This is a genomic window from Actinomadura sp. NTSP31, assembly GCF_041951385.1.
Lineage (GTDB): Bacteria > Actinomycetota > Actinomycetes > Streptosporangiales > Streptosporangiaceae > Spirillospora > Spirillospora napierensis.
The window spans coordinates 1-23,670 of the sequence record NZ_JBGNUT010000047.1; the positions used below are offsets into that span (position 1 = coordinate 1).

Genomic DNA, 23,670 nt, shown 5'->3' on the forward strand with positions numbered 1-23,670 from the left:
AAGCAGTTCCGGGCGGTCGCAACCCGCTACGACAAGAGAGCCTTCGTCTACGACGGCACCATCGACGTCGCCTCCATCAAGATCTGGCTCCGCGACCTCACCCAAGATCCGTCGGACACGACCTAGAGGGCGGAGCCGCTGCGGGCCGCCCGCATGTCCGCGCCGTCGCTTCTGCCAGGACCTGAGCGCCGGGTTATGAGGTTCGGCTCACAGTCCGATTTCGGCTTCGAGCTGGCGGCGCCAGGCGGCGCCGTCGCGCCAGTACCGCATGACCATCAGCAGGCTCTTCCAGCGGCCGCGTTCGCCGATGGCCGTGGGCGGGATGTTGGCCTCGCCGCCGCTGGTGGCCAGCCCGGCGCGCAGTCCGTGCCAGGAGTAGGCGCTCGGATCCTCCAGGGGCGCGGGCCGCCCGCGGGCGGCTGCGGCGTCGTTGACGCGGGCCACCGCCGCCCGCACCAGGGCGTTGAGGGTGGTGTTGCCGATCCGGGGCACCCCACCGGCCGGGTGCCGGGCTGCGTAGCCGGGGGTGCCGGCCAGCCGGTCGTACTGGTCGACTGCGCGGATCAGCGGCCCGTCGGTGATGCCGTGCGCGGCCAGGGTGTCGATCCAGGCCTGGGTGAGGCGAACGGGGCAGCTGGCCACGTGCTGGCCGCGTTGGATGTGCTGGATGGAGCCGGCCGCCTGCTGGTCGGTCTTGGAAGCGCGGATGGTGACGGTCATCCGGCCCGGCTCGGGGAAGGCGATGTCCTCGATGTCCAGGGCGGCGATCTCGCTGGACCGTCCGGCCAGGGTGAGCCCCAGCACCAGTGTCACCTGGACCTGCAGTGCGCGCAGCGCGCTGATCCGCTGGTCCAGGCGCGGGGTGGTGACCGCGTCCAGGGTCGCCTCCAGCAGCAGCGGCAGCACGCCGCGGGCGGTGACCGGGGTGGAGCGGCGCGGGCGGTGACCGGCGTGCGCGCGTTCGCGGCGGTAGTCGGTGAGCACCGCCCGCGCCAGCCGCACGTCGGCGACGTGGCCGGCGGCCTTGTGCAGGCCCTGCAGGCATCCCAACGCCTTGGCCAGGGTGCCCGGGGCGGGTGGGGTGCCGCGCCCGGTCGGGGTGCGCGACAGGTGGTCGATGTAGCTGGCCAGGGTCTGCGCGCTGGCTGGCATCGCGGTGCGGCCGGTCAGCCAGCACCACCGCGCGAAGGACTCCCATTGCCGGGCGTAGGCGGCGCGGGTGCGGTCCGACAGCACCCGCTCGATCCGGTCGGCCGCGCCTGCCGACAGTGCCGCGTCGGCACCGGCTACGGGACCGCGCCGGCCGGGCACGGTGGGCGCGGTGGGCGCGGCAGCGTTCGCCCCATCCCGGCCGGGCAGGACGAGCACCCCGCTCATCGCCTCAACTTCTCCTCCGGGCCGGTCTGCGGGCCGGTCTGCTAGCTCTTCCGCAGCGGAGAGCGGTGGTGTCGGCTCCGAGATCGGCGCCGCGAGGTCGATGCCGCTGTCAGGCCCGCTCATGTCGTCCTCCCACCGCACCCCGGGCACGCCCTCCGCGTCCCCGCTGGACAGCGGCGGGGCCCGGGCCCCCCTCCCCTGCTAAACGTCCGCGGTGCGTGCGCGTGGCAGGGCGCTCGGCGTGCCGGCGGGGACGCCGGTGACCCCCGGGGTCGCTCGCGTCGGGGTGCTGATCGCGGTGAGGCATGGGGGCACTCTAACAGCGTTCAAGATCGTTAAGGGAGTGAAGAACTTCTCCTTCTTCGCTTCCTTAACGATCAAGCTTTTCAGGTTACGAAACCTCGAAACGCTTTCGAAGTTTCGTGTTCCACGCTAGCCTTACTGCATGATCGCTCGATCGGGGCGGCTGCCAGGCGCCGCGCAGACCCGTCCACACGCCCGCCACGCCATTCCCGGCCCAGGCCCCGCCCTGCCCGCCCAGCACTGGGCTGGAGGATCGGCGTGACCGACATCGCCGACGCCTCCCCGGGGGACGCCGCCCCGGACACCGGCCCAGCGGCCGACCACGAAGCTCCGCACGGGCGCTGCCTGCACTGCCGCGGCCCGTTGCCGCCCCCCAAAGGCACCGGACGGCCGCGCCAATACCACGCGCCCGGCGCCGGCCCCGGCGGCATCGACTGCAAGGAGGCCGCCCGGCGCGCGCGCACCAGCACGGTCGGGGCCGTCACCGAGCAGCCGCTGGCCACCCTCATCACCGCAACCGAGCAGGAGGCGGCCGCGCGCCGCGCGCACGCGGACGCGATCACCGAGCTGAGCGCGCAGTTGGCCGCCGCCGCCACCCGCGACCAGCAGCTCGCCACCACCCTGGAGCACCTCGGCAGCACCATCGCCGCCCGCAACGCCTCCCTGGAAGAACGGGCCCGGCACGCCACCCAGGCAGCCCAGGAGGCCGAGGACGCCGCGGCGGCCGCCCGCGCCGCCGCCGAGACCGCCGAGACCGCGCGGCAACGCGCCGAGGAAGGCGCGGCCGCCGCCGAGAGCCTGACCCGAATGGCCGAGCAGGCCCGCCAGTCCGCCGAACGGGAGACCGCGCTGGCCGTGCGCGCCGGCGACGACGCCCGCGCGGCGCTGGCCGACACCCGCGACCAACTGCACGCGGTCGAGCAGGAGCTGCACCAGGCACACGCCGGCCGGGAGGCCACCCGGGCCGCTCACCAGGAGGTGCTCCAGCAGCACCGCGCCGCCACCGAGCACATCCGCGCGCTCACCGCACAACTGCAGGCCGCCTGCGGCGAGCGCGACAACGCGCGCGCCGAGATTGCGACCCTTTCCGCCCGCGCCGCCCAGGCCGAAGGCGCACTGGCCGAGACCCGCGACCAGCTCACCGCGACGCGCGCCGAGCGGGACGAGCTGGCGCTGGGCCACCAAGCCGCGCTGGCCGAGGCCGACCGCGCACGCGCCGAGGCCGACGCGGCCCGCGAGCGCGCGGCGCAGGCCGACACCGAGCGCGCTCAGACCGCCGCGACACTGGCCGAGGTGCGCGATGCGCTCGCGGCTGCGCGCGCCGACACCGCCGCGCTCCTCGAACGCGCGCTCACCGCCGAACAACGCGCCACCACATCTCCCGCGGCCACCGCCCCGACTGCGGCCGGGGACGTTCAGTGACCTCCAAACTGATTCAGGTGCGGCTCCCCGACCTCGGTCGCAAACCACACGGGTGTCCGGAAGAGGCATTGCGCAGCTGGGCCCGGTTGCAGGCCACCCACAAGTCGGTAAAGGGCCTGTTCGACACGCTCAACCAGCTGCGCCAGCAAGGCGATCCGCGCGGTGCGATCTCCGAAAGCCAGCGTGATCTGGCCCGCGCGGCGATTGCGTTCACCTCTGCCGGCGTGGACGCGAGCCTGCGCACACTGCTACGCGACACGCTGCCCACCCTGCTGGCCGTTGACGGCGCCGCGCACAACGCCTTCGTCGGACACTTCTACGACAAGCGGCTCCAGTCCGCCCCGACCCAGGCGACCAAGCAGGCCATCGTGGCGCTAGACCCGCGGGCCGCGCTGATCGAGCTGTATGTCGCCGACCTGACCGCAGCCAGCATCCAGGGCGCCAAGGATCTGATCGCGGTGCGCAAGGCGCTCGGCGTTCGCGGCGAACAGGTCAGCGACCAGGTGCTGAAGGACCAGCAGCCGTTCTTCAACGCCCGGCAGGAGGTCGTGCACGAACTGGACCTGGTCGACCCCTCCGGCAAGGGCACCCGCAGCCGCCGGCACCGCGACATCGAAGCCGTCGGCGCCCAGTGCGGGCAGGTACTGCTGCTGGTCTCGGAGTTCGTCACGCTCACCGCCACCGCAGTCAAAAGCGCAGCACTGACCGCGGCCCGTTCCGTAGATGGGGTGCCGGTAAGAAACGCGTCATGAGCCCCAAACGAGCGGATTGGGTGTCTCGGCTGCTGTGACGCGGGTGACCTACACCTGGCGGAGCGTCCTCACACCGATGCCCGGACCAGCCCTTCGGTGGTTTGAGTGTGAGGTTTTTTCGACCTGGGCGGCCCCCCGACACTGCCCTTCAGTTGCTGAGGATCTTCAACCTTCCGGTGTCGGACGCTGGAGGAGTTCGAGGCCGAGCGTCGCTTCCTCATCACCCGCCGGCGTGCCCGCGCAATTCCGCCGGACGCCGCCGGGTGCGGGGCGCGCCGAGCCGCTGCCCGGTCGTGATACAGCCAGCGACCGCAGGCTGGCGGCCGCTGCGCCTGCGGTCCTCGGCCGCTGCTTCCTGCTGGGCGGGTCCGGCCGCTGGACGGGATTCGGATGACGGTCAATCGGCCCGGAAGGTGGCGAAGTCCGCATGCGCTTGCTGCACGGCCTCGGAGTAGGCGCTGGCCTTGGCGTGTTCGGCGAGTGCCCGGTAGATGCTGGCCAGTGACGGATTCTGGCCCTTGTTCTTCCCGGTGGGTATGATCAGGTCCTTGCGGATGTCGTCCACTTTCTCGCCGGCGACGGCCCGGCTGCCGTCGGGACTGACACGCCAGTACTCGCTCTGCGGAGACCCGCAGGAGCGCCGCCACTACACGATCGCGGTGCGACCCGTGGCCGCGGGACGAGGCGGCTCAGCGGAGATCCACGGTACGGCGCTGGTCGGCCGGGAACTGGCGATGACCGGCATGGGTGACCATTTCCCGCTCTGCGACGCGGGCGAGTACCTGCTGATCGCCGGCGGTATCGGGATCACACCGCTTGTCCCCATGGCGCGCGTCCTCGCGGCACGCCGTGCGAAGTGGGCGGCGGTCTACTGCGGCCGTGGCGCTGCGACGATGCCCTTCCGCCCCGAACTGGCGGCCACCGGCGCAGACCGGGTCCGCTTCGTGGACACCGCGACCCAACCGAGACCCAATCTCAAGGCGCTGATCGGCGGCCTCGGGGCAAGCGCCACCGTCTATTGCTGCGGCCCTCACAACCTCCTGGACAGCGTGACCGAGATCTGTGAGACCGCAGGCATCAGGTGCGAGACCGAGCATTTCGGCGCCGCCACCCGGAGATCCGACACCGGCGACGGGGAGAAGGTCGAACTGGAACAATGCCGGTCCGAGACGACCGCGATACTCCGGAGGACGATCGCGGCGCCCTTGCGTCGTGAACGCCCGGGCGGAGGATGGGTCGCCGACTTCGACGCCGCAGCGTTCGTCTAGGGATCGGCTCAGTGACTGACGGTTAGGTGTCCCACGATCAGTTCGGCTACGGCTGTCATCCCGGCGAGGTTGGGGTGATAAGGCACGGTCGCGTCCCGCTTCATCAGGGAACCTTCGAAGCCGGTCACCCACGGCTCGGGTGACAGCGCCCCATGGTCCATGCTCGCCGAGGAGGTACCGACCAGCTCAGTACCGCTCTCATGCGCGGCGGTCGCGAACGCCTCGGCCAAGAGCTTGGCAGTGCGGGCAACTTTGCGCAGGTCGTCGATCGTCAAGGGCAACCGGGATCGCGGGGACTGCAGGGCGATCTCATGGCTGCCCACGACGGTGAGGTAGTCCACCCACAGCACGCGGGCCCGTGGAGCGCGGCGCCGGACCTCTTTGCCCACGGTCGTCATCGCGTGCGTCGCCTCCTCAACCCGTCGCGCGTCGACCTCCAGATCCACGCGGCCGCGGATCCATTCGGCGACCCCGGGTGAGAGCCGGGCGACTTGGCGCCCCGCCCGAGCCGCCAAACTCGCTGTGATGAGACCGCCGATATAACCGATGTCGTTGCCGCCCACTGTGATCGTCACGAGTGTCGTATCCGGTTCGATGGCCTCGACCTGCGCGGGCATAGGTGCACGAAGACGAGAGTGGGTGCCGATAAGGACGTCCTCGGTCGTGGCGCCCGAGTGGGTGGCGTCGGTCAACCGGAGGGACAGCTTCTTGGCCACCTGTTGCGCGTAATTGCGTCCAGACCTCCGCGCACGCCGGTTGACAAGGGGCGGGATGCCGGGGCCCGCGGCAAACGAGCTTCCCAGTGCCACATACCGGCCGCCCCTGATGGCGCCATTGTTCAGATCAGCCACCCGCGCTCCCTTTTGAAACGAAATCACTCACTCGCCAGACTTGAACATCCCGCCCAAGCCGGCGATTCCGACGGTCCGCCGAGCTGACGACCGAGCACCGCAGCGGAAGGGCACCAACGGATGCAGAACCAGATTGCCAAGCTCAAGCGGCCTCGACCGCCCCTACACCGCCGCCTACACTCCAGACGCGTCTGGCCGCGGCACGGAAGCTGATCGGGCTCAGGTAGGCTCCCCAGATCCTTGAATCCGTAAAGGAAGTAGCGTAGGCCGACGGAACGGACCCGGCCGTGACGGTCGTCACGGCCGGACATCTCGAGAATGGGACCGAGGATTGCCCACGCGGACGCTCCTCTGCTTTGAATCGCATGGTCCTACACGGACTCCCGCTCGATCACGTGGATGTTCCGCGGATTCACGACGAAGTCCTCACCACCGCCGTCCAGAGCCAGAAGCAAGGCTCGCGCCAAGTCGGCGCCGACGTCACCGCTGTCGATGGCGACGGTAGTCAAAGGCGGCACGGCGAAGCGGGCTGCGGTGATGTCGTCGGCTCCGATCACGGCCAGGTCGGCGGGCGCCGACAACCCCGCGGTCCGCATCCCCGCCAGGACGGCGAGCGCGATCTCATCGTTGTAGGCGCATACAGCGGTGGACGGCGACGCCGTGGCTCGCCATGCCTCCACGACCCGGGCGGCTGCCTCCGTGTCCAGCGGGACGGTGGAGACGACTGGGAAGGGCAGCCCGGCTTCGGCGCACGCCTGCGTGACGCCTTCCAGACGCCCGCGGGCGAGCCCGGACAGACGCGGGTCGTCCGGCAGGGCGTAGGCGATCCGCGTATGTCCGCGGGCGATCAGGTGTTCCGCTTGCAAGCGGCCGACTCCCCGGCTCCACAGCGTGACGGCAAGATCGTAGTCGGCGGATGACTCGGGCGGTGGGAACACCTTGGTGGTTCCGATTCGGCGGATTCCGTCGAGTTCGTCGGCGCTGAATGGCTGAAGGCCGACCAATGCGGCCGGGGCGAGCGCCACCGAGATCGCTGCCAGGCGGTCTGGCCCGCCGGAATGGACATGGGTGACCAGGGTGTAACCGGCCTCTGTCAGCGCCTCCGCCGCCCGCTCGACGAGATCGTTCACCGTGGGCCCCTGCGGCCAAGGCGGCAAGACCAGCACGACGATGTCGCTGCGGCCGCTACGCAGCGTGCGAGCCGGAGCGTAAGGGGTATAGCCGAGCCGCGCGGCGGCCTGCAGCACGCGCTCCCGAGTCGCCGGCGGGATCGACTTGTTGGGCTTGTCGTTGAGCACGAAACTGACGGTCGCGCGCGAGAGCCCCGACTCCCGCGCGACGTCGGCACTGGTGACCCTGCGTGGAGCCTTCTTCCCTGCCACCGCTGTCCCCGCTCACGCTCGACGGTCCCGGGCCATTGCCGCGACGCCACCCCGATGTTACCGTGCTCCCACTTGTCAGTTACACGTGTTACTTCCCTGGCGGGAGCAGTCGCCGGATCGCACGCCCATCGCTCGCAGCACGACGAACGCCCGGTCAAGGACCACCGTCCAGAAGCCTTTCGCACTTGCCACGCTCCACCCCGGAGACAGGGATGCCCGAGACCTTCCCCACCCCGCCCGCCCTGGGGCGCCGCGCCGCGCTGTACATACCGACGGCCTGTGTCGCTTGGGGGTTCCTCGTTCGCTAGCTGTTGTTTACACGTGTTACCGCCGATTGACCGAGGATCATCGATGAGAACTCACGTCTCCGCCGTCCGGTTCGAGCACCTGCGCGAGCCTTTGGGCATCGGAGCACCGCGCCCACGTCTGTCATGGGTGACCGAGACCGTTGAGAACGGTTGGAGCCAGACGGCATACGAGATCGAGGCGCGAGGCGAACGTGCTCTCGTGGAGTCCGCCGAATCGGTGCTGGTGGAATGGCCTTTCTCGCCTCTCGCCTCACGCGAACAGGTGGTGGTCCGGGTACGGGTGCAGGGCCCGGACGGTTGGACGCCGTGGAGCAGGGCGTCGCATGTGGAAGCCGGCCTGCTCGAGGCCGCGGATTGGGACGCCCAGTTCGTCAGTCCAACAGACGGCTCCTTGGTACGCGGAGAGTTCCAGGTGCGTGGCGGGGTGAAGCACGCGCGCCTGTATGCGACCGCTCTCGGCGTGTACGAGGCCGAGCTGAACGGGAGAGTCGTCGGCGATCACGTCCTCGCGCCCGGGTGGACCGCCTACGGCCACCGCCTGCGTTACCAGACCTTCGACGTGACCGGAATGCTCCGAGAGGGAACCAACTGTCTCGGCGCCATGCTCGCCGACGGCTGGTATCGCGGCCGGCTCGGTTTCGAGGGAAAACGAGGCCTCTACGGCGACCGGCTGGCCTGGCTCGCCCAGCTCGAAGTGGTCTATGGCGATGGTACGAGCGAACGCTTCCGCACCGGGCCGACCTGGCGGGCGGCGCCGGGCCCCCTAGTGTCGTCCGACCTCTACGACGGGGAGGTCCACGACGCCCGGCGGGAGCGTCCCGGCTGGTCCAAGCCGGGGCACCAGGACGAGGCCTGGCACCAGGTAGAGGTGCTGGAACGCGATCTGTCAACGCTGGTGGCCCCGGAAGGCCCGCCGGTGCGGGTCACCGAGATCCTTCCGCCGGCGCGCACGCTGACCTCGCCGTCCGGGGACACGATCATCGACTTCGGGCAGAACGTCGTCGGGCGCCTGCGGATCAAGGCGCGTGGTCGCGCCGGTGATCGCGTGATACTCCGCCACGCCGAGGTCCTGCATGACGGCGAACTGTGCATGACGCCGCTCCGTACGGCCGAGGCCACCGACACCTACATCCTGCGCGGCGGCGGCACCGAGACGTGGGAGCCTCGCTTCACCTTCCACGGGTTCCGGTACGCCGAGGTGACCGGGCCGGTCGAGGAGGTGAGCGCTGCGGTGTGCCACTCGGACATGGAACGCACGGGTTGGTTCAGTTGCTCGGATCCCCTGCTGGAACGACTGCACGACAACGTCGTCTGGAGCATGCGCGGCAATTTCCTCGACGTGCCCACCGACTGCCCTCAGCGTGATGAGCGATTGGGCTGGACCGGCGACCTGCAGGTGTTCGCGCCGACCGCCTCGTTCCTTTACGACTGCGCGGGCTTTTTGACCTCCTGGCTCGCCGATCTGGCCGCCGAGCAGCGCGAGGAAGGCCTCGTCCCGTACGTCGTACCGGACATCGGGCTCCCCGGCGTGGCGGCTGCTGCCTGGGGGGACGCGGCCGTCGTCGTTCCCTGGGTGCTGTACCGGCACTTCGGCGACCCCGGCATCCTCAAACGGCAGTTCTCCTCCATGCGCGCTTGGGTCGACCACGTGACCGAGCTCGCCGGCCCGGAGCGTATCTGGAACGCCGGTTTCCAGTTCGGTGACTGGCTGGACCCGACCGCCCCCGCGGACCGTCCCGATCAGGCCAGGACCTATCCCGAGATCGTCGCCACCGCCTACTTCGCCCGCTCGGCCGACCTATTGGCCCGTGCCGCCGCCGTACTCGCCCGCGACGAGGACGCCGCGGTGTACTCGGCGCTGGCGGCCGAGGTGCGCCAGGCGTTCCAGGACGAGTACATCACCGCCGGCGGACGGCTTCTCAGCGATTCCCTCACCGCGTACGCCCTCGCACTCCAGTTCGCCCTGCTCCCCGACGCGTCGCGCCGACACCGTGCCGCGGCTCGCCTGGCCGACCTGGCGCGCGCCAACGGCTACAAGATCTCCACCGGTTTCGTCGGCACTCCGCTGATCTGTGACGCGCTGGCCGAGGAGGGCCACTTGGACAGCGCCTACCGGCTGCTTCTCCAGCAGGAGTGCCCGTCGTGGCTCTACCCGGTGACCATGGGCGCGACCACGATCTGGGAGCGCTGGGACAGCCTGCGCCCCGACGGCACCCTCAATCCCAGCGGCATGACGTCCTTCAACCACTACGCCTTCGGCGCGGTCGCCGACTGGCTGCACCGCACCGTCGCGGGTCTGGCGCCGGCCGCACCGGGCTATCGGAAGGTCGCGGTGCGGCCGCAACCCGGTGGCGGGCTCACGCACGCCGCCGCTCGGCTCCGCACGCCCTATGGCCTGGCGTCCTGCTCATGGAGGACGGGCGGCGACCGACTCACGGTCGAGGCCGACGTTCCCGCGAACACGACCGCGGACATCACCCTGCCGGGCCGCGAGACCTTCACCGTCGGCTCGGGGACGCACACCTGGACCGTCCCGTACGCCGTTGCGACGTCGGTGGCGGCACCACTGAGCCTCGACAGTCCGCTAAGCGATGTCGCCGAGCGTCCCGCCGCCGAGCGACTCCTGGTCGACGCCATCGTCCGCCGGATGCCGGAACTCGCCGAGCACATCGAGACGGGCCTGGGAGCCACCGCCCAGAACATGACCGTCCGCCAAGCCATCGCGCTCATTCCCGGCGGCGGTGAGGAACTCGCCGGGGAACTCGAGGCCGGGTTCGCCCTGCTCAACGGCGCACGCGAAGAAGCCGACCTCACATCACTCTGAACGGAATCATCTCTGTGGACATCGATCAGCTGACCTTGGAAGAGAAGGCGTCACTCCTGTCCGGGCGCGATTTCGCGCATACCGAAAGGATCGAGCACGCCGGCCTCGCCTCGATCGCGCTCAGCGACGGGCCGCACGGCGTGCGATGGCAAGGCCAGAGCGGTGACCACCTGGGGATCGGCGACAGCGTTCCGGCGACCTGCTTCCCGCCTGCCGTGGCCGTCGGGTCCAGTTGGGACCCCGAAGTGGCCGCCCGGCTGGGCGCCGCGCTGGGACGCGAGGCGCGGGCATTGGGCATCTCGGTGAGCCTGGGCCCCGGCCTGAACATCAAGCGCTCCCCCTTGTGCGGCCGCAACTTCGAGTACTACTCCGAGGACCCGTTGCTGACCGGCGTGCTCGCCGCGGCCCACGTCTGCGCCTTGCAGGGAGAAGGCGTCGGCGCCTCGATCAAGCACTTCGCGGCCAACAACCAGGAGACCGATCGGATGCGGGTGAGCGCCGAAGTCGACGAGCGCACACTGCGCGAGATCTACCTGCCCGCATTCGAGCACGTCGTGAAGAACGCGCAACCCGCCACGGTCATGGCGGCCTACAACAGACTCAACGGCGTTCATGCGACCGAGAGTTCGTGGCTGCTCGGCGATGTGCTGCGCACCGAATGGGGATTCGACGGGCTCGTCGTTTCGGACTGGGGCGCCGTCGGCGACCGTGTCGCGGCACTGAAGGCCGGGACGGACCTGCAGATGCCGGGCACGGGCGGCATCGACGATGCCAAGGTCGTACAGGCCGTGCGAAACGGCGAACTCGACGAGGCGATCGTCGACGACAGCGTCCGCCGCATTGTGGCGCTGACGAGGCAGTACCGTCCGGAGCCGGCGGTCCACGACGCCGAGGCACACCACCGCCTGGCCCGGGAACTCGCCGGCGAGTGCGCGGTGCTGCTGAAGAACGACGCCGACGTGCTGCCCATCGCCTCCAGGATCCGGCGAATAGCGGTCATCGGGGAGCAGGCCACGAATCCCCGGTTCCAGGGTGCCGGCAGCTCCCACATCACGCCGACCCACATCGACACTCCGCTGGAAGCGATCCAGGCATTCGCCGACAGCGGAGACCAGACCGTCACCTACGCACCGCAACTCGACGTTCAGGCGGCTGAGGCGGTTCGAGAAGCCGACATCGCCATCGTCTTCGCAGGCCTCTCCGCAGATGATGAGTCCGAGGGGTTCGACCGCGAGCACATCCACCTGCCCACCGCACAGGTGGAGACGATCCGCGCCACGGCCGCGGTCGCGGCTCGCACGGTGGTCGTGCTGTCCAACGGCGGGGTGGTCTCGCTAGAGGACTGGCACACCGAGGTGGACGCGATCCTCGAAGGCTGGCTCCTGGGTCAGGCAGGCGGCAGCGCCATCGCCGACCTGCTGTTTGGCGCTGTCAACCCCTCGGGCCGCCTCGCCGAGACGATTCCGCTACGCCTTCAGGACAATCCTGTGCACCTCAATTTTCCAGGTGAGGCGGGGAAGGTCCTTTACGGCGAGCGAGTCATGGTCGGCTACCGCTACTACGGCTACGCGCAAACCCCGGTCCGCTACCCGTTCGGGCACGGGCTGAGCTACACGACCTTCGAAACCACCGACCTCGCCGTGACCGTCACCGGCGATGACTGCGCCACCGCAGCGCTGACCGTGACCAATACCGGCTCCCGGCCAGGCAAGCACGTGGTCCAGCTGTACATCGCGCCCGGACGAGCACCGGTCCAGAGGCCGGTACGCGAGCTCCGCGCTTTTACCAAGGTCGCGCTCGCCCCCGGAGAGTCGACCCGCGTGGAGATGCCGCTCAGCCGGCGCGCTTTCGCCTACTACGACGTCGAAGCGTCGCGATGGACGGTCGCCCCGGGCGAGTACACCGTCCAGATCGGCGAGAGCGCGGCCCGCATCGTCGCCCAGCAGACGATCACTTTGACCGGCCAGTCACTGGCCAAGCCGCTCAGCCTCGAGTCGCCCCTCAAGGACTGGTTCGACCACCCGGTCGCCGGTCCCCGGCTCCTCGATGCGCTGTCCGAGAACCTCACCGCCGAGCAGAAGGAGCAAGCCGAATCCCAGAGCCACCTGCTGCGAATGATCGACTCGATGCCGATCCGGCAGTTCATCGACTTCACCGGCCTCACCGTCTCCACCGAAACGCTCGAACGGCTCGCGGAGGAGAGCCGAGCGGCCTCAGCGGCAGGCCGTTGAAGCGACACCCCACCCCCCACCCCTCGGAGGAGGGACCACCCCCATGACATCGACCGCCTCCACATCCCCCCAGAAGGAACAGAGGGCCGGCTTCACGGGGCGCCATGCGCTCATGCTGATCGCCCTGCTCTGGCCCGCCCAACTGCTGTCCGTCATCGGACTGCTCGCCGGCAACGCTCAATCCAAGATCGCGATCGACTTCCACACGACGCAGATCGCCTGGTTCATCCTGATCAGCTCGCTGGTCGGCGTCTTCTTCATCCCGTTCGCGATGAAGGCGGCCGATCTGTACGGCAAGCGGCGGGTCATGCTCGCCCTCACCATGCTCGGCCTGGTCGGAGACCTGGTCTCGGCCCTCGCACCGAACTTCACCACTCTGCTGATCGGCCGTGGCGTGGCGGGGTTCTATGCACCGATGGCGGCTCTGGTGTTCGCCATCGCCAGGGACATCTTCCCTCCCCGCCTCGTCGGCCCCGCCAGCGGCCTCATCGGCGGAGGGGTGGGCCTGGTCGCGCTGTTCGGCCCGTTCCTGTCCGGATGGCTCCTTGACGACCACGGCTGGCGCAGCGTCATGTGGTTCCTGGTCGCGGCGTCCGCGGTGAGCCTGGCGCTGCTGCTGGCCTTCGTCCCCGAGAGTCCCGTCCGAGCCGAGCGCACGCCCATGGACTGGGCCGGCGGCCTGTTGCTGGGCGCCGGCATCACCGCCATCGTGTACGGCGTCGGCAAGGGCAGCGACTGGGGCTGGACCAGCGGCAAGTTCCTCGGCTTCGTCATCGGCGGAGTGGTGGCGATCATCGCCTTCGTCGTGGTGGAGAGCCGGGTCGCTCATCCGCTCTACGAACTCTCGATGCTCTCCCGGCGGTCCGTCTGGTCGGTCGTCCTGGCGACGGCTCTGCTCGCAGGGACCGTGCTGTCCGCCGGAACCATCAACCAACTCCTGGGGCTGATGCCCAAAATCCCCACCATTTCCGACGGGCTCGGCTTCAGCGCGACCAAGCTGGCCTGGATCGGCGCACCGGCCAGCGTCTTGATCATCTTGGCGGCGATCGCGACGGGATGGCTCGCCCGCCGTGTGGACAGCCGGATCCTGCTGGCCGCCGGGGCGCTGTTCACCGCGGTCAGCTACGGCCTATCGGCGAAGTTCCACCACACCGTGCCGCAACTGATGACGATCGCGCTCATGACGGCGATCGGCATCGGCACCATCGTCGCGCTGGTCCCCGTGATGGTGATCGAAGTGGTGTCACCGACCGAGCAGGCGCGAGCCAACGGCCTGCAGAACATGATGCAGGGCACGCTTCTCACCGTGGTGACACAACTGATCTTCGTGGTGCTGGCACAGGACGGCAAGGTGCTGAAAGGCACCCAGTTCTACCTGGACGCGGGCTTCACACATGGCTTCTGGTTGGCCGCCGGATTCGCCGTCGCCGGCCTGCTGGCCGTGGCGCTGATCCCCCGACTGCGGCGCCTCGAAGAGGTGAGAACCGGCGAGGGCGCGCCCTGACCCGGCTCGGTCCGCGTCCGCCGAGGCGGGCGCGGGCCCGAGCACCGTCCCTCCCCCTGCACGCGGGGAGAACACCTTGAGGTTTCCGCCGATGAAGGGCACCACCGTTGAGATGACCGTTGAGAATATCTCGGTCGACGGCAAGCACGGCGCTGTCCCCGTCCGCGTCTACGCCCGGCAGGCCGGAGGCACGCCTCTCCTGTGGGTCCACGGTGGGGCGTTCTGCGGCGGCAGCATCGACATGGCCGAATCCCACGCCGTCGCGTGCGCCATCGCCCGCGCCGGGCGCACGGTGGTGACGGTCGACTACCGGCGTGTTCCGCCGTGCAACTGGTTGCGCAGACCGAAGCCCGGCTCACTGCCAGGTGTCCGCTTTCCTGTCCCCCTGGACGACGTCAGTGACGCCTTCCTCTGGGTGCGGAAGCAGTCGCCGACCGGCGACGCCGTCATGGGCGGTGCGAGCGCGGGAGCGTGCCTGGCCGCCGCGGCAACGCTCCGCTTCCGCGACCACGGTGCACCTTTGCCTTCCCGCCTCGCGCTCGCATACGGCACCTTCCACCCGCGCCTCCCCTCCCGGTCGGCGCAGCTGGCGTCACGGCTACGCGGCCGCCACGGCATCGTTCAGTTCCGGCCGAGCACCGTGGAGAGGATGAACCGCAACTACGCCGGGTCACCGGAGGCGATGACCAACCCCTACGCCTTCCCCGGCGGGGCCGGGCTCGAGGGATTTCCTCCGGCCCTCCTGCTCGACGCCGACCGGGATTCGCTACGGGCTTCTGGTGAAGCGTTCGCAGCGGAGCTCGCCGCGGCCCGGGTTCCCGTGGTGCATCGCGTCGTCGCCGAATCCGCTCACGGCTTCCTCGACAAGCCCTCGCGGCGCCATTTCGCAACCGGCATCGGCATCCTCGTCGGATGGCTCAGCGACTTCCCCTAGACAGAGCCCTTCTTGCGGCGACCAGCCCGACAGCGGCGGTGTCCTCTCAAGAGGGCACCGCCGCACATCACGTTGTCGAACTTCGTATCAAGCGGGAGACGTGCTCGGAGAATTCGTCTCGACTTGGGCCAGGAAGCGGTTGCGCTCTGCCTGCTTGGCATACCCGGCGGTGTCCTTGACGCAGACAGGGCACCAATGGCCGGTGGTGAGGACGAGCCGGGGGCTTCCCGAGAAGGTGTGGCCGAAGGCGCACTCCCAACTCAGCGGAACCGCGACGGCCCCGGTCGCCATACCGTCGGAGAGAACGCGGCCGCCACGGAAGCCCGCGGCCTCTCTCATGTCGGAGAGAGACCACGACGCGGGAGCCTTGTCCTCGTCGTACCCGTGATCGAGGCGGGTCGGGACCCGGGAGGGTGCGGGCGGCCGGAAGGTGGACCAGTCACCGATCGCCTCCCACTCGCGACGCGACCCGAAGTAGGCGGCGATCTTCTCTTCGTCGTTGTCGCGGATGAAGGTCATGGTGCCGCGCGGCCGGCGCGCAAGGCGTTTGATGACCAGGTTCTTCACCACCCACGCTGGCACTCGCCCTGCCGACTTCAGCCGCGGATTGGCCGCGACGGCGCGGGCCAGCGCGGCGTCGAAGGAGTCGCGCCGAAACGGAACGAGTTCTTCGAGCCGGTCGGAGTCGGTGTACCACTGACCGTGGAAGTTGCGAGTGGCGAACCAGTTACGCTCGTACCATTTCCGGACGTCCCGCACGCCGAGGGCACCGGTCATCCGCGTCTGAAGCTCCCAGTTGGTGAGCCGCCAGTCCTCACCGCCTCCGATGTTGTAGACGCCGCCCCAGAACTGCTCCGGCACGTCGTCCTCGCAGATGCCGGCCATGAGGCGGGCCGCGTCTTCGGCCGACACCCACTCCATGACACCGGCGAAGGGCGAGTGGGTCATGATCGGGTCGCGGATCTGGAGCATGCCTGGATGGAAGATCCCGGTTTGGCGCAACCAGGCCCAGCGTGGCAGCCCTGACTCGACCAGCTCCTTCTCCGCGATGATCTTGCTTTGCGCGTATTCGTCGTACCGGGCGGCGCGCAGCGGATCGCCGACCCGGCCCCAGTGGCGCGGCGGGTTGCGATCCCCCGTCTCAGCGATGGACCCGATCATCACCACGCCGACTTCAGCCGCATCCTTCCGGGCCTTGACAGCGCGGATGATGTTCCTGGCGCCACCGACGTTGACCCGGTGCGCCAGCTCCGGGTGGTCGTCGGCGAACGGCGAGACGACGGCGCCGACATGCAGGACGACGTCGGCCTCCCGGATGCAGCGTTCGACGGCCGCGTAATCGGTGAGGTCACCGGTCACGACGCGCAGGTTCTCCATGTCGCCAAAGGCGCTGATGGCGTGGCGGTCGTTCCTGGTGGGTAGGACGAGCGCGATCACCTCGAAGCGGTCCGCCCGCTGGGCGAACTCGCGCAGAATGGAACGGCCCCAGTTCCCCGTGGCCCCCGTGAGGAAGATCCGCTTCCTGCCCGTCCGAGTCGTCATCGGCCGGAGGTCGCCGGGGCGTGCAGGCCAGCGAACTCGTGGACGCTGTTGACGACGTGGTCGAGTTCCTCGTCGCTCATGCCATGGCTCATGCCGAGGGACATCCCGCGCTCGAACACCTCGTCCGCGTGGGGAAGCCCGGCGGGCGGGATCCGGTAGTCCACCCCTTGCATCATGGGGTGGCGCGTGACGTTTCCGCTCCACACGGTGCGGGTGTCGATGCCGGCGGCCTCCAGGTGCTCCTGCAGATCGGAGCGCTGGAAACCGGCGTCCGGCCGGACCGTGACCGGATAGCAGAGCCAGGCGGTGTGGAAGTCGGGAAGCTGCCGCGGCAGCCGGAACAGGGACGGGTAGGCGCCGAACGCCCCGGTGAAGGCTTCGAAGATCTCCGCACGGCGCCGGTAGTTCTTGTCCAGCTTCTTCAACTGCTCCAGCCCGAAGGCGGCGCCGAGTTCAGACGGCTCGAAGTTCCACGGCAGGACATCGAAGATGAAGTCGTTGTCGTAGGCGACGCCGTCGAGGTCCTCGCGGAACACCCGGCCGGTCCCCCCCGAGCCGAACAGGTGTGGTTCCGAGCGCCGACCCCAGCGGCGCAGCATCAGGCCCTTGTCGCGCAGGCCCTCGTCGTCGAGGCAGACCATGCCGCCGTTGCCGGCGCAGGTGATGATGTGCGCCATGGCGAAGCTGGTCACGGTGATGTCGGTACGGCTCCCGGTCTTCGTGCCCCGCAGCGTGGTGCCGATGCAGTCGCAGGAGTCCTCGATGACCTTCAGGCCGCGGCGGTCGGCGATGTCGCGGATCGCGTCCCAGTCCGGTGCGTTGCCCGCCAAGTTGGGGATCAGCAGGGCACGGGTTCGCTCCGTGATCATCTCTTCGATCTTCGCGGGATCGACGTTGTAGGTGTCGGGCTCGACGTCGACGAAGGCCGGCACCCAGCCGCCGCGGACGATCGGGGCGACATCGGTGGAGAAGGTCAGCGGCGAGGTGATGACCTCGGCGCCCTTGGGCAGGTCCAGCAGTTCCAGGGCGAGGTAGATCGCCGACGATCCGGAGTTGCACATGAGACCGAGCCGCTTGCCGTACATCTCAGCGACGCGCTGCTCCATCTCGGCGACGTTCTTGCCGATCTTCAGGCCGTAGGGTCCGCTTCTCAGCACCTCGATGCAGGCGTTGATCTCGGCGTCGTCGTGCACGCTGCGCGCGTAAATGACCCGGGGCAATGTATCTCCTTATAGCGAGGACACGGTCAAGAGCGGATGGATCCGGCCAGGCTGCTCGCGGTGGCACGGTCGAGGTCGTGCATCGGTGGGACGGGGACGGCCGTCATCGCGCTGCCGCCGTCTTCCCGGCCCGGCGGCCGAAGAAGCTCGCGTCTCCCAGCGATGTGCCGCTGCAATAGCCCCAGGAAGGGATGCCGCTGGTGGTGCGGCCAGCGGCGAAGAGTCCCGGAATCGACTCTCCATCGGGGGTCAACACCTCACCGTTCGGTGAAGTGTGCAGGCCACCTATGGTGAAGACCCCGAACATTGCACCTCGAAGGTCGAGAACACCGTATGGAGGAGCGACCGGCTTCAGCCATCGGGCGGACTTGTGGCAGAGCGGGTCCTGGCCTTTCCTGGCGCCTGCGTTGTACTCCTCGACGGTGTTGGTCAGCACGCCGCGGGGGACGCCCATCAAGGCCTCGAGTTCGGTGAGACCGTCGGAGACCCACGTCGGCTCAACGGGCATGCCGGTGAAGGCCTCCACCTCCTCGTTGATCGCGTGGTCGTAGAGGAGGAATATCTGCCGGCCCTGCTGGAAGAGCGACGCCTGCCCCACGCGGCCGGGATAGGTGTCCTCGTTGATGAAGCGGCGACCGCGTGCATCCAGCAAGAGGGCGCGGCACAGCAGGGCGGGGTCGGCGGGGAAGGACGTCTGCCCCGCCTCCATGTGGCGGACGGCCGCTCCGGCCGCCTGGGCCATCCTGATGCCGCTGCCGTCGTCGTGGTCGGTGCCGATCAACATGTTGCCGGTCAGCCTCGGCGCGTGCTGGGCCAGCATCGAGGGGTTGGCCGCGAAGCCGCCGGCTGCCAGGACGACACCGCGCCGAGCCCGGATGAAGGATCGTTCTCCGAAGGAGACGACTTCGGCGCCGACGACGTCGCCACCGTCGACCACCAGTGTTTCGACCCGAGTGTCGTACACCGCCATCGCCCCGGCCCGCCTCGCGGTCTCAGCCAGGTTCTTCAACAGAACCCACCCGGCGGACCTTTGGCCCGGCCGCTTGTCCTGCATGTGCGGGACGTGGCCACGCGGCGCCGGCGGAGCGATGTCGTTGAACGGGTGGGCGTTCTCGCCGCCGGTGTACATGAGGCCGTACCCAGTCGGCGCTTCCCATGACGGCTCGGTCCAGAGCCTCGCCTTGAAATGGACGCCGCTTTCGACCAGCCAGTCGAAGTGCTCCAGATTGCCTTCGCAATAGACAGCGAGTTTCTCCTCATCCGGATCCGGCCCGGTGGCGGCTCGCAGGAACTGGTACATCGCCTCCGGGCTGTCCTCTATCCCGCACGCCTTTTGCAGGGGTGTACCGCCGCCCAGGTAGATCTCTCCACCGGCCATCGCGGTTGCGCCGCCTGGGCCTCCGGCCCCATCGACGACCAGGACATCGGCCCCGGCTCTGGCTGCTTCGATTGCGGCGCTCGTCCCTGCGCATCCACTGCCGACGACGAGCACATCGGTTTCGACCGCCCAGTCCCGGATCTCGCGGGCCGGCACCGGGGACGTCTTCGTCATGCGCACCTGAGGCTCCCTTCCACTGGCCTCGCCGCCGGTGCTCTTGCCGACCCGTCGGCGGTCGGCTGCGACGTTATCCCTCCCCCAATTCCGATCACCGGCATTGTTCCGGTGGCTGGAACACCATTAACCGCTTTCCCGATAATGTTCCAATGAGCGGGAACCTTTTCCCATCGGCGGTCCCGACTATCAAGAATCAGGAGCGTTCCAAGGTCATGACGCAGGCCCGGACGCCTCGGGAGTCCGCGCGACATCCTGCGTTTTCGGCCCGGCGAGGCACGGATTCACGACTCGCCGCGGCATGTGCAATGCGATCTCCCGCCGCCGAAACTTCCTCGACCGGAGGCTCTTATGAATTCCAGTGGCCCGGGGTGGGACCATGAGGTCGACATCCTTGTGGCCGGTAGCGGAGCGGGCGGGATGACCGGCGCCATCGCCGCTCACGTCGCCGGCCTCAAGGCGCTCGTTGTGGAGAAGGCCGCGTTCTTCGGCGGGTCGACCGCGTTGTCCGGCGGCGGGATATGGATTCCCAACAATCCAACGCTGAAAGCGATCGGCCGTACGGACGATCCTTCCGACGTCAAACGCTATCTAAAAGCCGTAGTCGGCGACCGGGTTCCGGAAAGCCGTCTCGATGCCTACGTCGAGCACGGCCCGGACGCGCTGGAAATGCTGCACCGGGTGAGCCGGCACATGGAGTTCACCTGGTGCCCCGACTATTCCGACTACCACCCTGAGGCACCTGGCGGGCGGCCCCGGGGACGCACGATCGAGCCACGGCCGATCGACGCGCGGCTTCTCGGCGAGGACGAGCCGTTCCTCTTGGCGGCGGACCTGCCGTCACCGCTAGGGCTGTGGTTCACCGGCTCAGAGGGCAGGCGGCTCATGCTGTTCAAGCGGACGTGGTCGGGCCGGTGGGCGCTGCGCCTCGCCGCCTGGCGGGTGGTCAGCAACCTCGTGCGCCACCGCCACATGAAAACGCTCGGTGGTTCGCTCGTGACGCGGCTACGGCTGACGATGAGGGACCTCGACATCCCGCTGTGGCTGAAGAGCCCGATCACCGAGTTGGTCGTCGAAGACGACCGCGTGGTCGGTGCCGTCGTCGACCACGACGGCACACCCCGCCGTGTCCGCGCCAGGCGCGGGGTGCTGATGGCCACCGGTGGCTTCGATCACGATGCCGAGCTGCGCAAGGAGTACCTGCCCGAGCTCGGGCAGGAGGACATCAGCGCGGGTGCCGCCGCTAACACCGGCGACGGCCATCGAATCGGTGAGCACGCCGGCGCGGAGCTCGACCTCATGGACGACGCCTGGTGGATGCCCTCGATCAAGCGGCCGGACGGGGGCGTGTACCCGCTGGTCTCCGAGCGCTGCATTCCGTCGATGGTCATCCTGGACAAGAAGGGCGAGCGGTTCACGAACGAGGCGTCCCCCTACGTCAACTTCGTCCATGCCCAACTCGAGGGCGGGCATGTGCCGGCCTACGAGGTCTTCGACGCCAAGGCGCGACGCCGCTACCAATTCGCGGGAATCATGCCCGGCCAGAAGTTCCCGGCAGAGTGGTACACGAGCGGGCTGGTCACCGAGGCCGCCACGCTCGCGGAGCTGGCCCGCAAGATCGGGGTGCCGGCGGACACCCTGCAGGCGACGGTCCACCGGTTCAACCGCTTCGCGCGCAATGGCCGCGACGAGGACTTCGGCCGCGGTGACAGCGTCTACGACCACTACTACGGCGACCCGACCCTCCCCAACCCGAACCTGGACGAGATCGGAACCGGTCCGTACTACGCCATCCGCATCGAAGCCGGTGACCTCGGGACCAAGGGCGGCCTCGTCACCGACGAGCACGGCCGGGTGCTGCGGCCCGATGGCCAAGCCATCGAGGGCCTGTACGCGGCGGGCAACGTCTCGGCGTCGGTGATGGGCAACGAGTACGCCGGTGCGGGGGCGACCATCGGCCCGGCGATCACGTTCGCCCATATCGCCGTGCGCCACGCGGCCGCTCACATGGCCAGCGCTTCGGCCGCCACGGACAAGTAGGCGCTCCGCTTCGCCCACCTAGACCCGCGCTCACAGAACTGGGAGATCATGCCGACCGAGCTGAGTCCAGACTCGACATTGCGGGAGCTGCGCACCGACCAGGGTGTACTGCGTTACCACGAGGCGGGCGAGGGCCCCCCGCTGTTGCTCTTGCACGGCTCTGGGCCTGGAGTCACCGGCTGGCGCAACTTCAGGGGGAACCTGGCCGCTCTCGCCGAGCACTTCCGTTGCCTGATTCTGGAGTTTCCCGGCTTCGGCGTGAGCGACCCGACCGAGGAACATCCGATGCTCGCCGCGCCAGGCGCGGTCACCAGGTTGCTGGACGGACTGGACCTCGGCGAGGTCGACGTGATCGGCAATTCCATGGGCGGAATCGTCGGCGCCCAGTTCGCCCTGTCACGCCCCGAGCGGGTTCGCAGGCTGGTGACCATCGGCGGGCTGGGCCGCAACATATTCAGCCCGGCGCCCGGCGAGGGCATCCGGCTGCTCATGGAGTTCACCGACGCCCCGACCCGGGAGGCTCTGATCAGGTGGCTGCGCTCCATGGTCTACGATCCCGCCCTCGTCACCGACGAGTTGATCGAGGAACGCTGGCAGCAGGCGACCGATCCGGACACTCTCGCCAGCGCACGACGCATGTACGGCTCGGCTGCACTGGCCGCCGCCGTCAAAGCAGCGGCCAGCGCTGACGCACCCCCGTACTGGGCGATGCTGCACAAGCTCAAGGCGAAGACGCTGATCACCTGGGGACGTGACGACAGAGTCAGCCCCGTCGACATGGCACTCCTGCCGATGCGCACCATCCCGGACGTCCAACTGCACGTGTTCCCCAACTGCGGACACTGGGTGATGATCGAGCAGAAGGACGCCTGGGAGCGGACCGTGCTGGCCTTTCTGAGCTCTGAGGAAACGGCGTGAACGCCGGCCACCACTTCCACGGGAGACAACGATGACGAACCGCGCCCTCGACATGATCATGGAGCGCGCCGAGGAGATCTCCGCGCTCGGGCAGTCCAACGAGCGGCTCGGCCGCCTGGACGACAAGGCCGCCAAGGTGCTGCGCGATTCCGGGACCATCCGGATGCTGCAACCGGCCGCGCATGGAGGCCTGGAGGCCCATCCACGAGAGTTCGCCGAAACCGTCATGGGAATCGCCGCGCAGGACGGCTCCTGCGGATGGGTGGCCGGGATCGTCGGCGTTCACCCGTGGGAGATGGCGTTCGCCGACCCGAAGGTCCAGAACGAGATCTGGGGCGAGGATCCCGACACGTGGATCGCCTCCCCGTACGCGCCGATGGGCGTAGCCCGTCCCGTGGACGGCGGGTACGTCTTCAATGGACGCTGGCAGTTCTCCTCCGGCACCGACCACTGCCACTGGATCTTCCTCGGCGGTCTGCTCGGAGACAGCACCGGCCAGCCGGTCCAGCCGCCCGAGGCGCTGCACCTGATACTGCCTCGCTCGGACTACGAGATCGTCGATGGATCATGGGAAGTCGCCGGGCTGAAAGGCACCGGCAGCAAGGACATCATCGTCCGGAACGCGTTCGTCCCGAGCTACCGAGTGATCCAGTTCGCCGAGGTCATCAGCGGTGACGCCGTCAGAAAGGCCGGGCTTGCCAACCCGACCTACCACGTGCCGTTCTCATGTGTCTTCCCCCTCGGCATCACCGCCGCGGTGATCGGCATGGCCGAGGGCGCACTCGCGCACGGCCTCGCCTACCAGCGCGACCGAGTGCAAATCGTCGGGACCAAGATCAAGGACGACCCGTACATGCTGTACGCAATCAGCGAGGCCGCCGAGGACATCGCCGCCTGCCGCACCCGGTTCCTGGACAACGCCTCCCAGATGTACGACAAGGCCGCCGCCGGGGACGAGGTCACCTTCGCCGAACGCGCCGCGGGCCGCCGCGTCCAAGTCCGTGCGGCGTGGCGCGCGGTGCACGCACTGACCGACATCGTGCTGCGGTCCGGCGGCAATGCGATGAGGACGGACAACCCGATCCAACGGTTCTGGCGAGACGCGCACGTCGGGCTCACCCACGCCATCCACGTCCCGGGCGCCGTCTACCACGTGTCCGCACTGACCGACATGGACATCGAACCCCCGCAGGGGCCGATGCGCTCGATGATCTGACATTCCCCCCTTCGTCAAGGAGAAAC

General features: G+C 68.9%; 17 protein-coding genes. 10 read left to right on the top strand and 7 right to left on the bottom strand.

Annotated features, from left to right (window positions below; all coding sequences use genetic code 11):
- Positions 1-207: 207 nt before the first annotated feature.
- Complete coding sequence (locus tag ACA514_RS45025) at positions 208-1,377, bottom strand: hypothetical protein (RefSeq protein WP_375047635.1); 1,170 nt, start codon at positions 1,375-1,377, stop codon at positions 208-210.
- Positions 1,378-1,938: 561 nt separating this feature from the next.
- Here ACA514_RS45025 and ACA514_RS45030 point away from each other — a divergent pair.
- Both ACA514_RS45030 and ACA514_RS45035 read left to right on the top strand, forming a co-directional pair.
- A complete protein-coding gene (locus ACA514_RS45030; protein WP_375047636.1) occupies positions 1,939-3,102 on the top strand; it encodes a hypothetical protein in 1,164 nt (387 codons plus the stop codon).
- Complete coding sequence (locus ACA514_RS45035; RefSeq protein WP_375047637.1) at positions 3,099-3,854, top strand: hypothetical protein; 756 nt, start codon at positions 3,099-3,101, stop codon at positions 3,852-3,854. Before ACA514_RS45030 ends, ACA514_RS45035 begins: the two co-directional genes overlap by 4 nt.
- 397 nt (positions 3,855-4,251) lie before the next feature.
- Here ACA514_RS45035 and ACA514_RS45040 read toward each other — a convergent pair whose 3' ends face one another.
- Complete coding sequence (locus ACA514_RS45040; protein WP_375047638.1) at positions 4,252-4,419, bottom strand: hypothetical protein; 168 nt, start codon at positions 4,417-4,419, stop codon at positions 4,252-4,254.
- Between ACA514_RS45040 and ACA514_RS45045 the strand changes: the two genes are divergently transcribed.
- Positions 4,403-5,122, top strand: a complete 720-nt coding sequence (locus tag ACA514_RS45045) for a ferredoxin reductase (RefSeq protein WP_375047640.1) — start codon at positions 4,403-4,405, stop codon at positions 5,120-5,122. The two genes, ACA514_RS45040 and ACA514_RS45045, sit on opposite strands and share 17 nt — an antisense overlap.
- Before the next feature lie 8 nt (positions 5,123-5,130).
- Here ACA514_RS45045 and ACA514_RS45050 read toward each other — a convergent pair whose 3' ends face one another.
- Positions 5,131-5,973, bottom strand: a complete 843-nt coding sequence (locus ACA514_RS45050; RefSeq protein ID WP_375047641.1) for an SGNH/GDSL hydrolase family protein — start codon at positions 5,971-5,973, stop codon at positions 5,131-5,133.
- 371 nt (positions 5,974-6,344) lie between these two features.
- Positions 6,345-7,355, bottom strand: a complete 1,011-nt coding sequence (locus tag ACA514_RS45055; RefSeq protein ID WP_375047642.1) for a LacI family DNA-binding transcriptional regulator — start codon at positions 7,353-7,355, stop codon at positions 6,345-6,347.
- Positions 7,356-7,706: 351 nt separating this feature from the next.
- Here ACA514_RS45055 and ACA514_RS45060 point away from each other — a divergent pair, with 351 nt between their 5' ends.
- The 4 genes from ACA514_RS45060 to ACA514_RS45075 all read left to right on the top strand — a co-directional run bounded on the left by ACA514_RS45060 (position 7,707) and on the right by ACA514_RS45075 (position 15,156).
- Entirely contained in the window at positions 7,707-10,487 is a 2,781-nt protein-coding gene (locus ACA514_RS45060) for a family 78 glycoside hydrolase catalytic domain (protein ID WP_375047643.1), read from the top strand.
- 14 nt (positions 10,488-10,501) lie between these two features.
- Positions 10,502-12,718 (top strand): glycoside hydrolase family 3 C-terminal domain-containing protein, encoded by a 2,217-nt coding sequence (locus tag ACA514_RS45065; protein ID WP_375047644.1) that lies wholly within the window; start codon positions 10,502-10,504, stop codon positions 12,716-12,718.
- 112 nt (positions 12,719-12,830) lie between these two features.
- The gene (locus ACA514_RS45070; RefSeq protein WP_375047645.1) at positions 12,831-14,222 is read left to right on the top strand and encodes an MFS transporter; all 1,392 of its coding nucleotides are present in this window, start codon (positions 12,831-12,833) and stop codon (positions 14,220-14,222) included.
- A gap of 91 nt (positions 14,223-14,313) precedes the next feature.
- Positions 14,314-15,156 carry an alpha/beta hydrolase fold domain-containing protein gene (locus ACA514_RS45075; protein WP_375047646.1) on the top strand — a complete coding sequence of 281 codons (843 nt, stop codon included), beginning with the start codon at positions 14,314-14,316 and terminating at the stop codon, positions 15,154-15,156.
- An 87-nt stretch (positions 15,157-15,243) separates the two neighbouring features.
- Here the strand turns inward: ACA514_RS45075 and ACA514_RS45080 are convergent, their stop codons facing one another.
- From ACA514_RS45080 to ACA514_RS45090, 3 genes are all read right to left on the bottom strand, one after another.
- Positions 15,244-16,698, bottom strand: a complete 1,455-nt coding sequence (locus tag ACA514_RS45080; RefSeq protein WP_375047647.1) for an NAD-dependent epimerase/dehydratase family protein — start codon at positions 16,696-16,698, stop codon at positions 15,244-15,246.
- Positions 16,695-17,918: a DegT/DnrJ/EryC1/StrS family aminotransferase gene (locus ACA514_RS45085; RefSeq protein WP_375047648.1), complete on the bottom strand. Its 1,224-nt coding sequence runs from the start codon at positions 17,916-17,918 to the stop codon at positions 16,695-16,697. Before ACA514_RS45085 ends, ACA514_RS45080 begins: the two co-directional genes overlap by 4 nt.
- Positions 17,919-18,021: 103 nt before the next feature.
- On the bottom strand, positions 18,022-19,470 hold the full coding sequence (locus ACA514_RS45090; RefSeq protein WP_375047691.1) for an FAD-dependent oxidoreductase: 1,449 nt from the start codon (positions 19,468-19,470) through the stop codon (positions 18,022-18,024).
- 351 nt (positions 19,471-19,821) lie between these two features.
- Here ACA514_RS45090 and ACA514_RS45095 point away from each other — a divergent pair, with 351 nt between their 5' ends.
- From ACA514_RS45095 to ACA514_RS45105, 3 genes are read left to right on the top strand one after another with little or no spacing between them, the layout of a single operon-like run.
- On the top strand, positions 19,822-21,510 hold the full coding sequence (locus ACA514_RS45095) for an FAD-binding protein (protein ID WP_375047649.1): 1,689 nt from the start codon (positions 19,822-19,824) through the stop codon (positions 21,508-21,510).
- Between the two features lie 48 nt (positions 21,511-21,558).
- Positions 21,559-22,428 carry an alpha/beta fold hydrolase gene (locus ACA514_RS45100; RefSeq protein ID WP_375047650.1) on the top strand — a complete coding sequence of 290 codons (870 nt, stop codon included), beginning with the start codon at positions 21,559-21,561 and terminating at the stop codon, positions 22,426-22,428.
- Between the two features lie 31 nt (positions 22,429-22,459).
- Positions 22,460-23,644 (top strand): acyl-CoA dehydrogenase family protein, encoded by a 1,185-nt coding sequence (locus tag ACA514_RS45105; RefSeq protein ID WP_375047651.1) that lies wholly within the window; start codon positions 22,460-22,462, stop codon positions 23,642-23,644.
- The last annotated feature ends 26 nt before the right edge of the window (positions 23,645-23,670 follow it).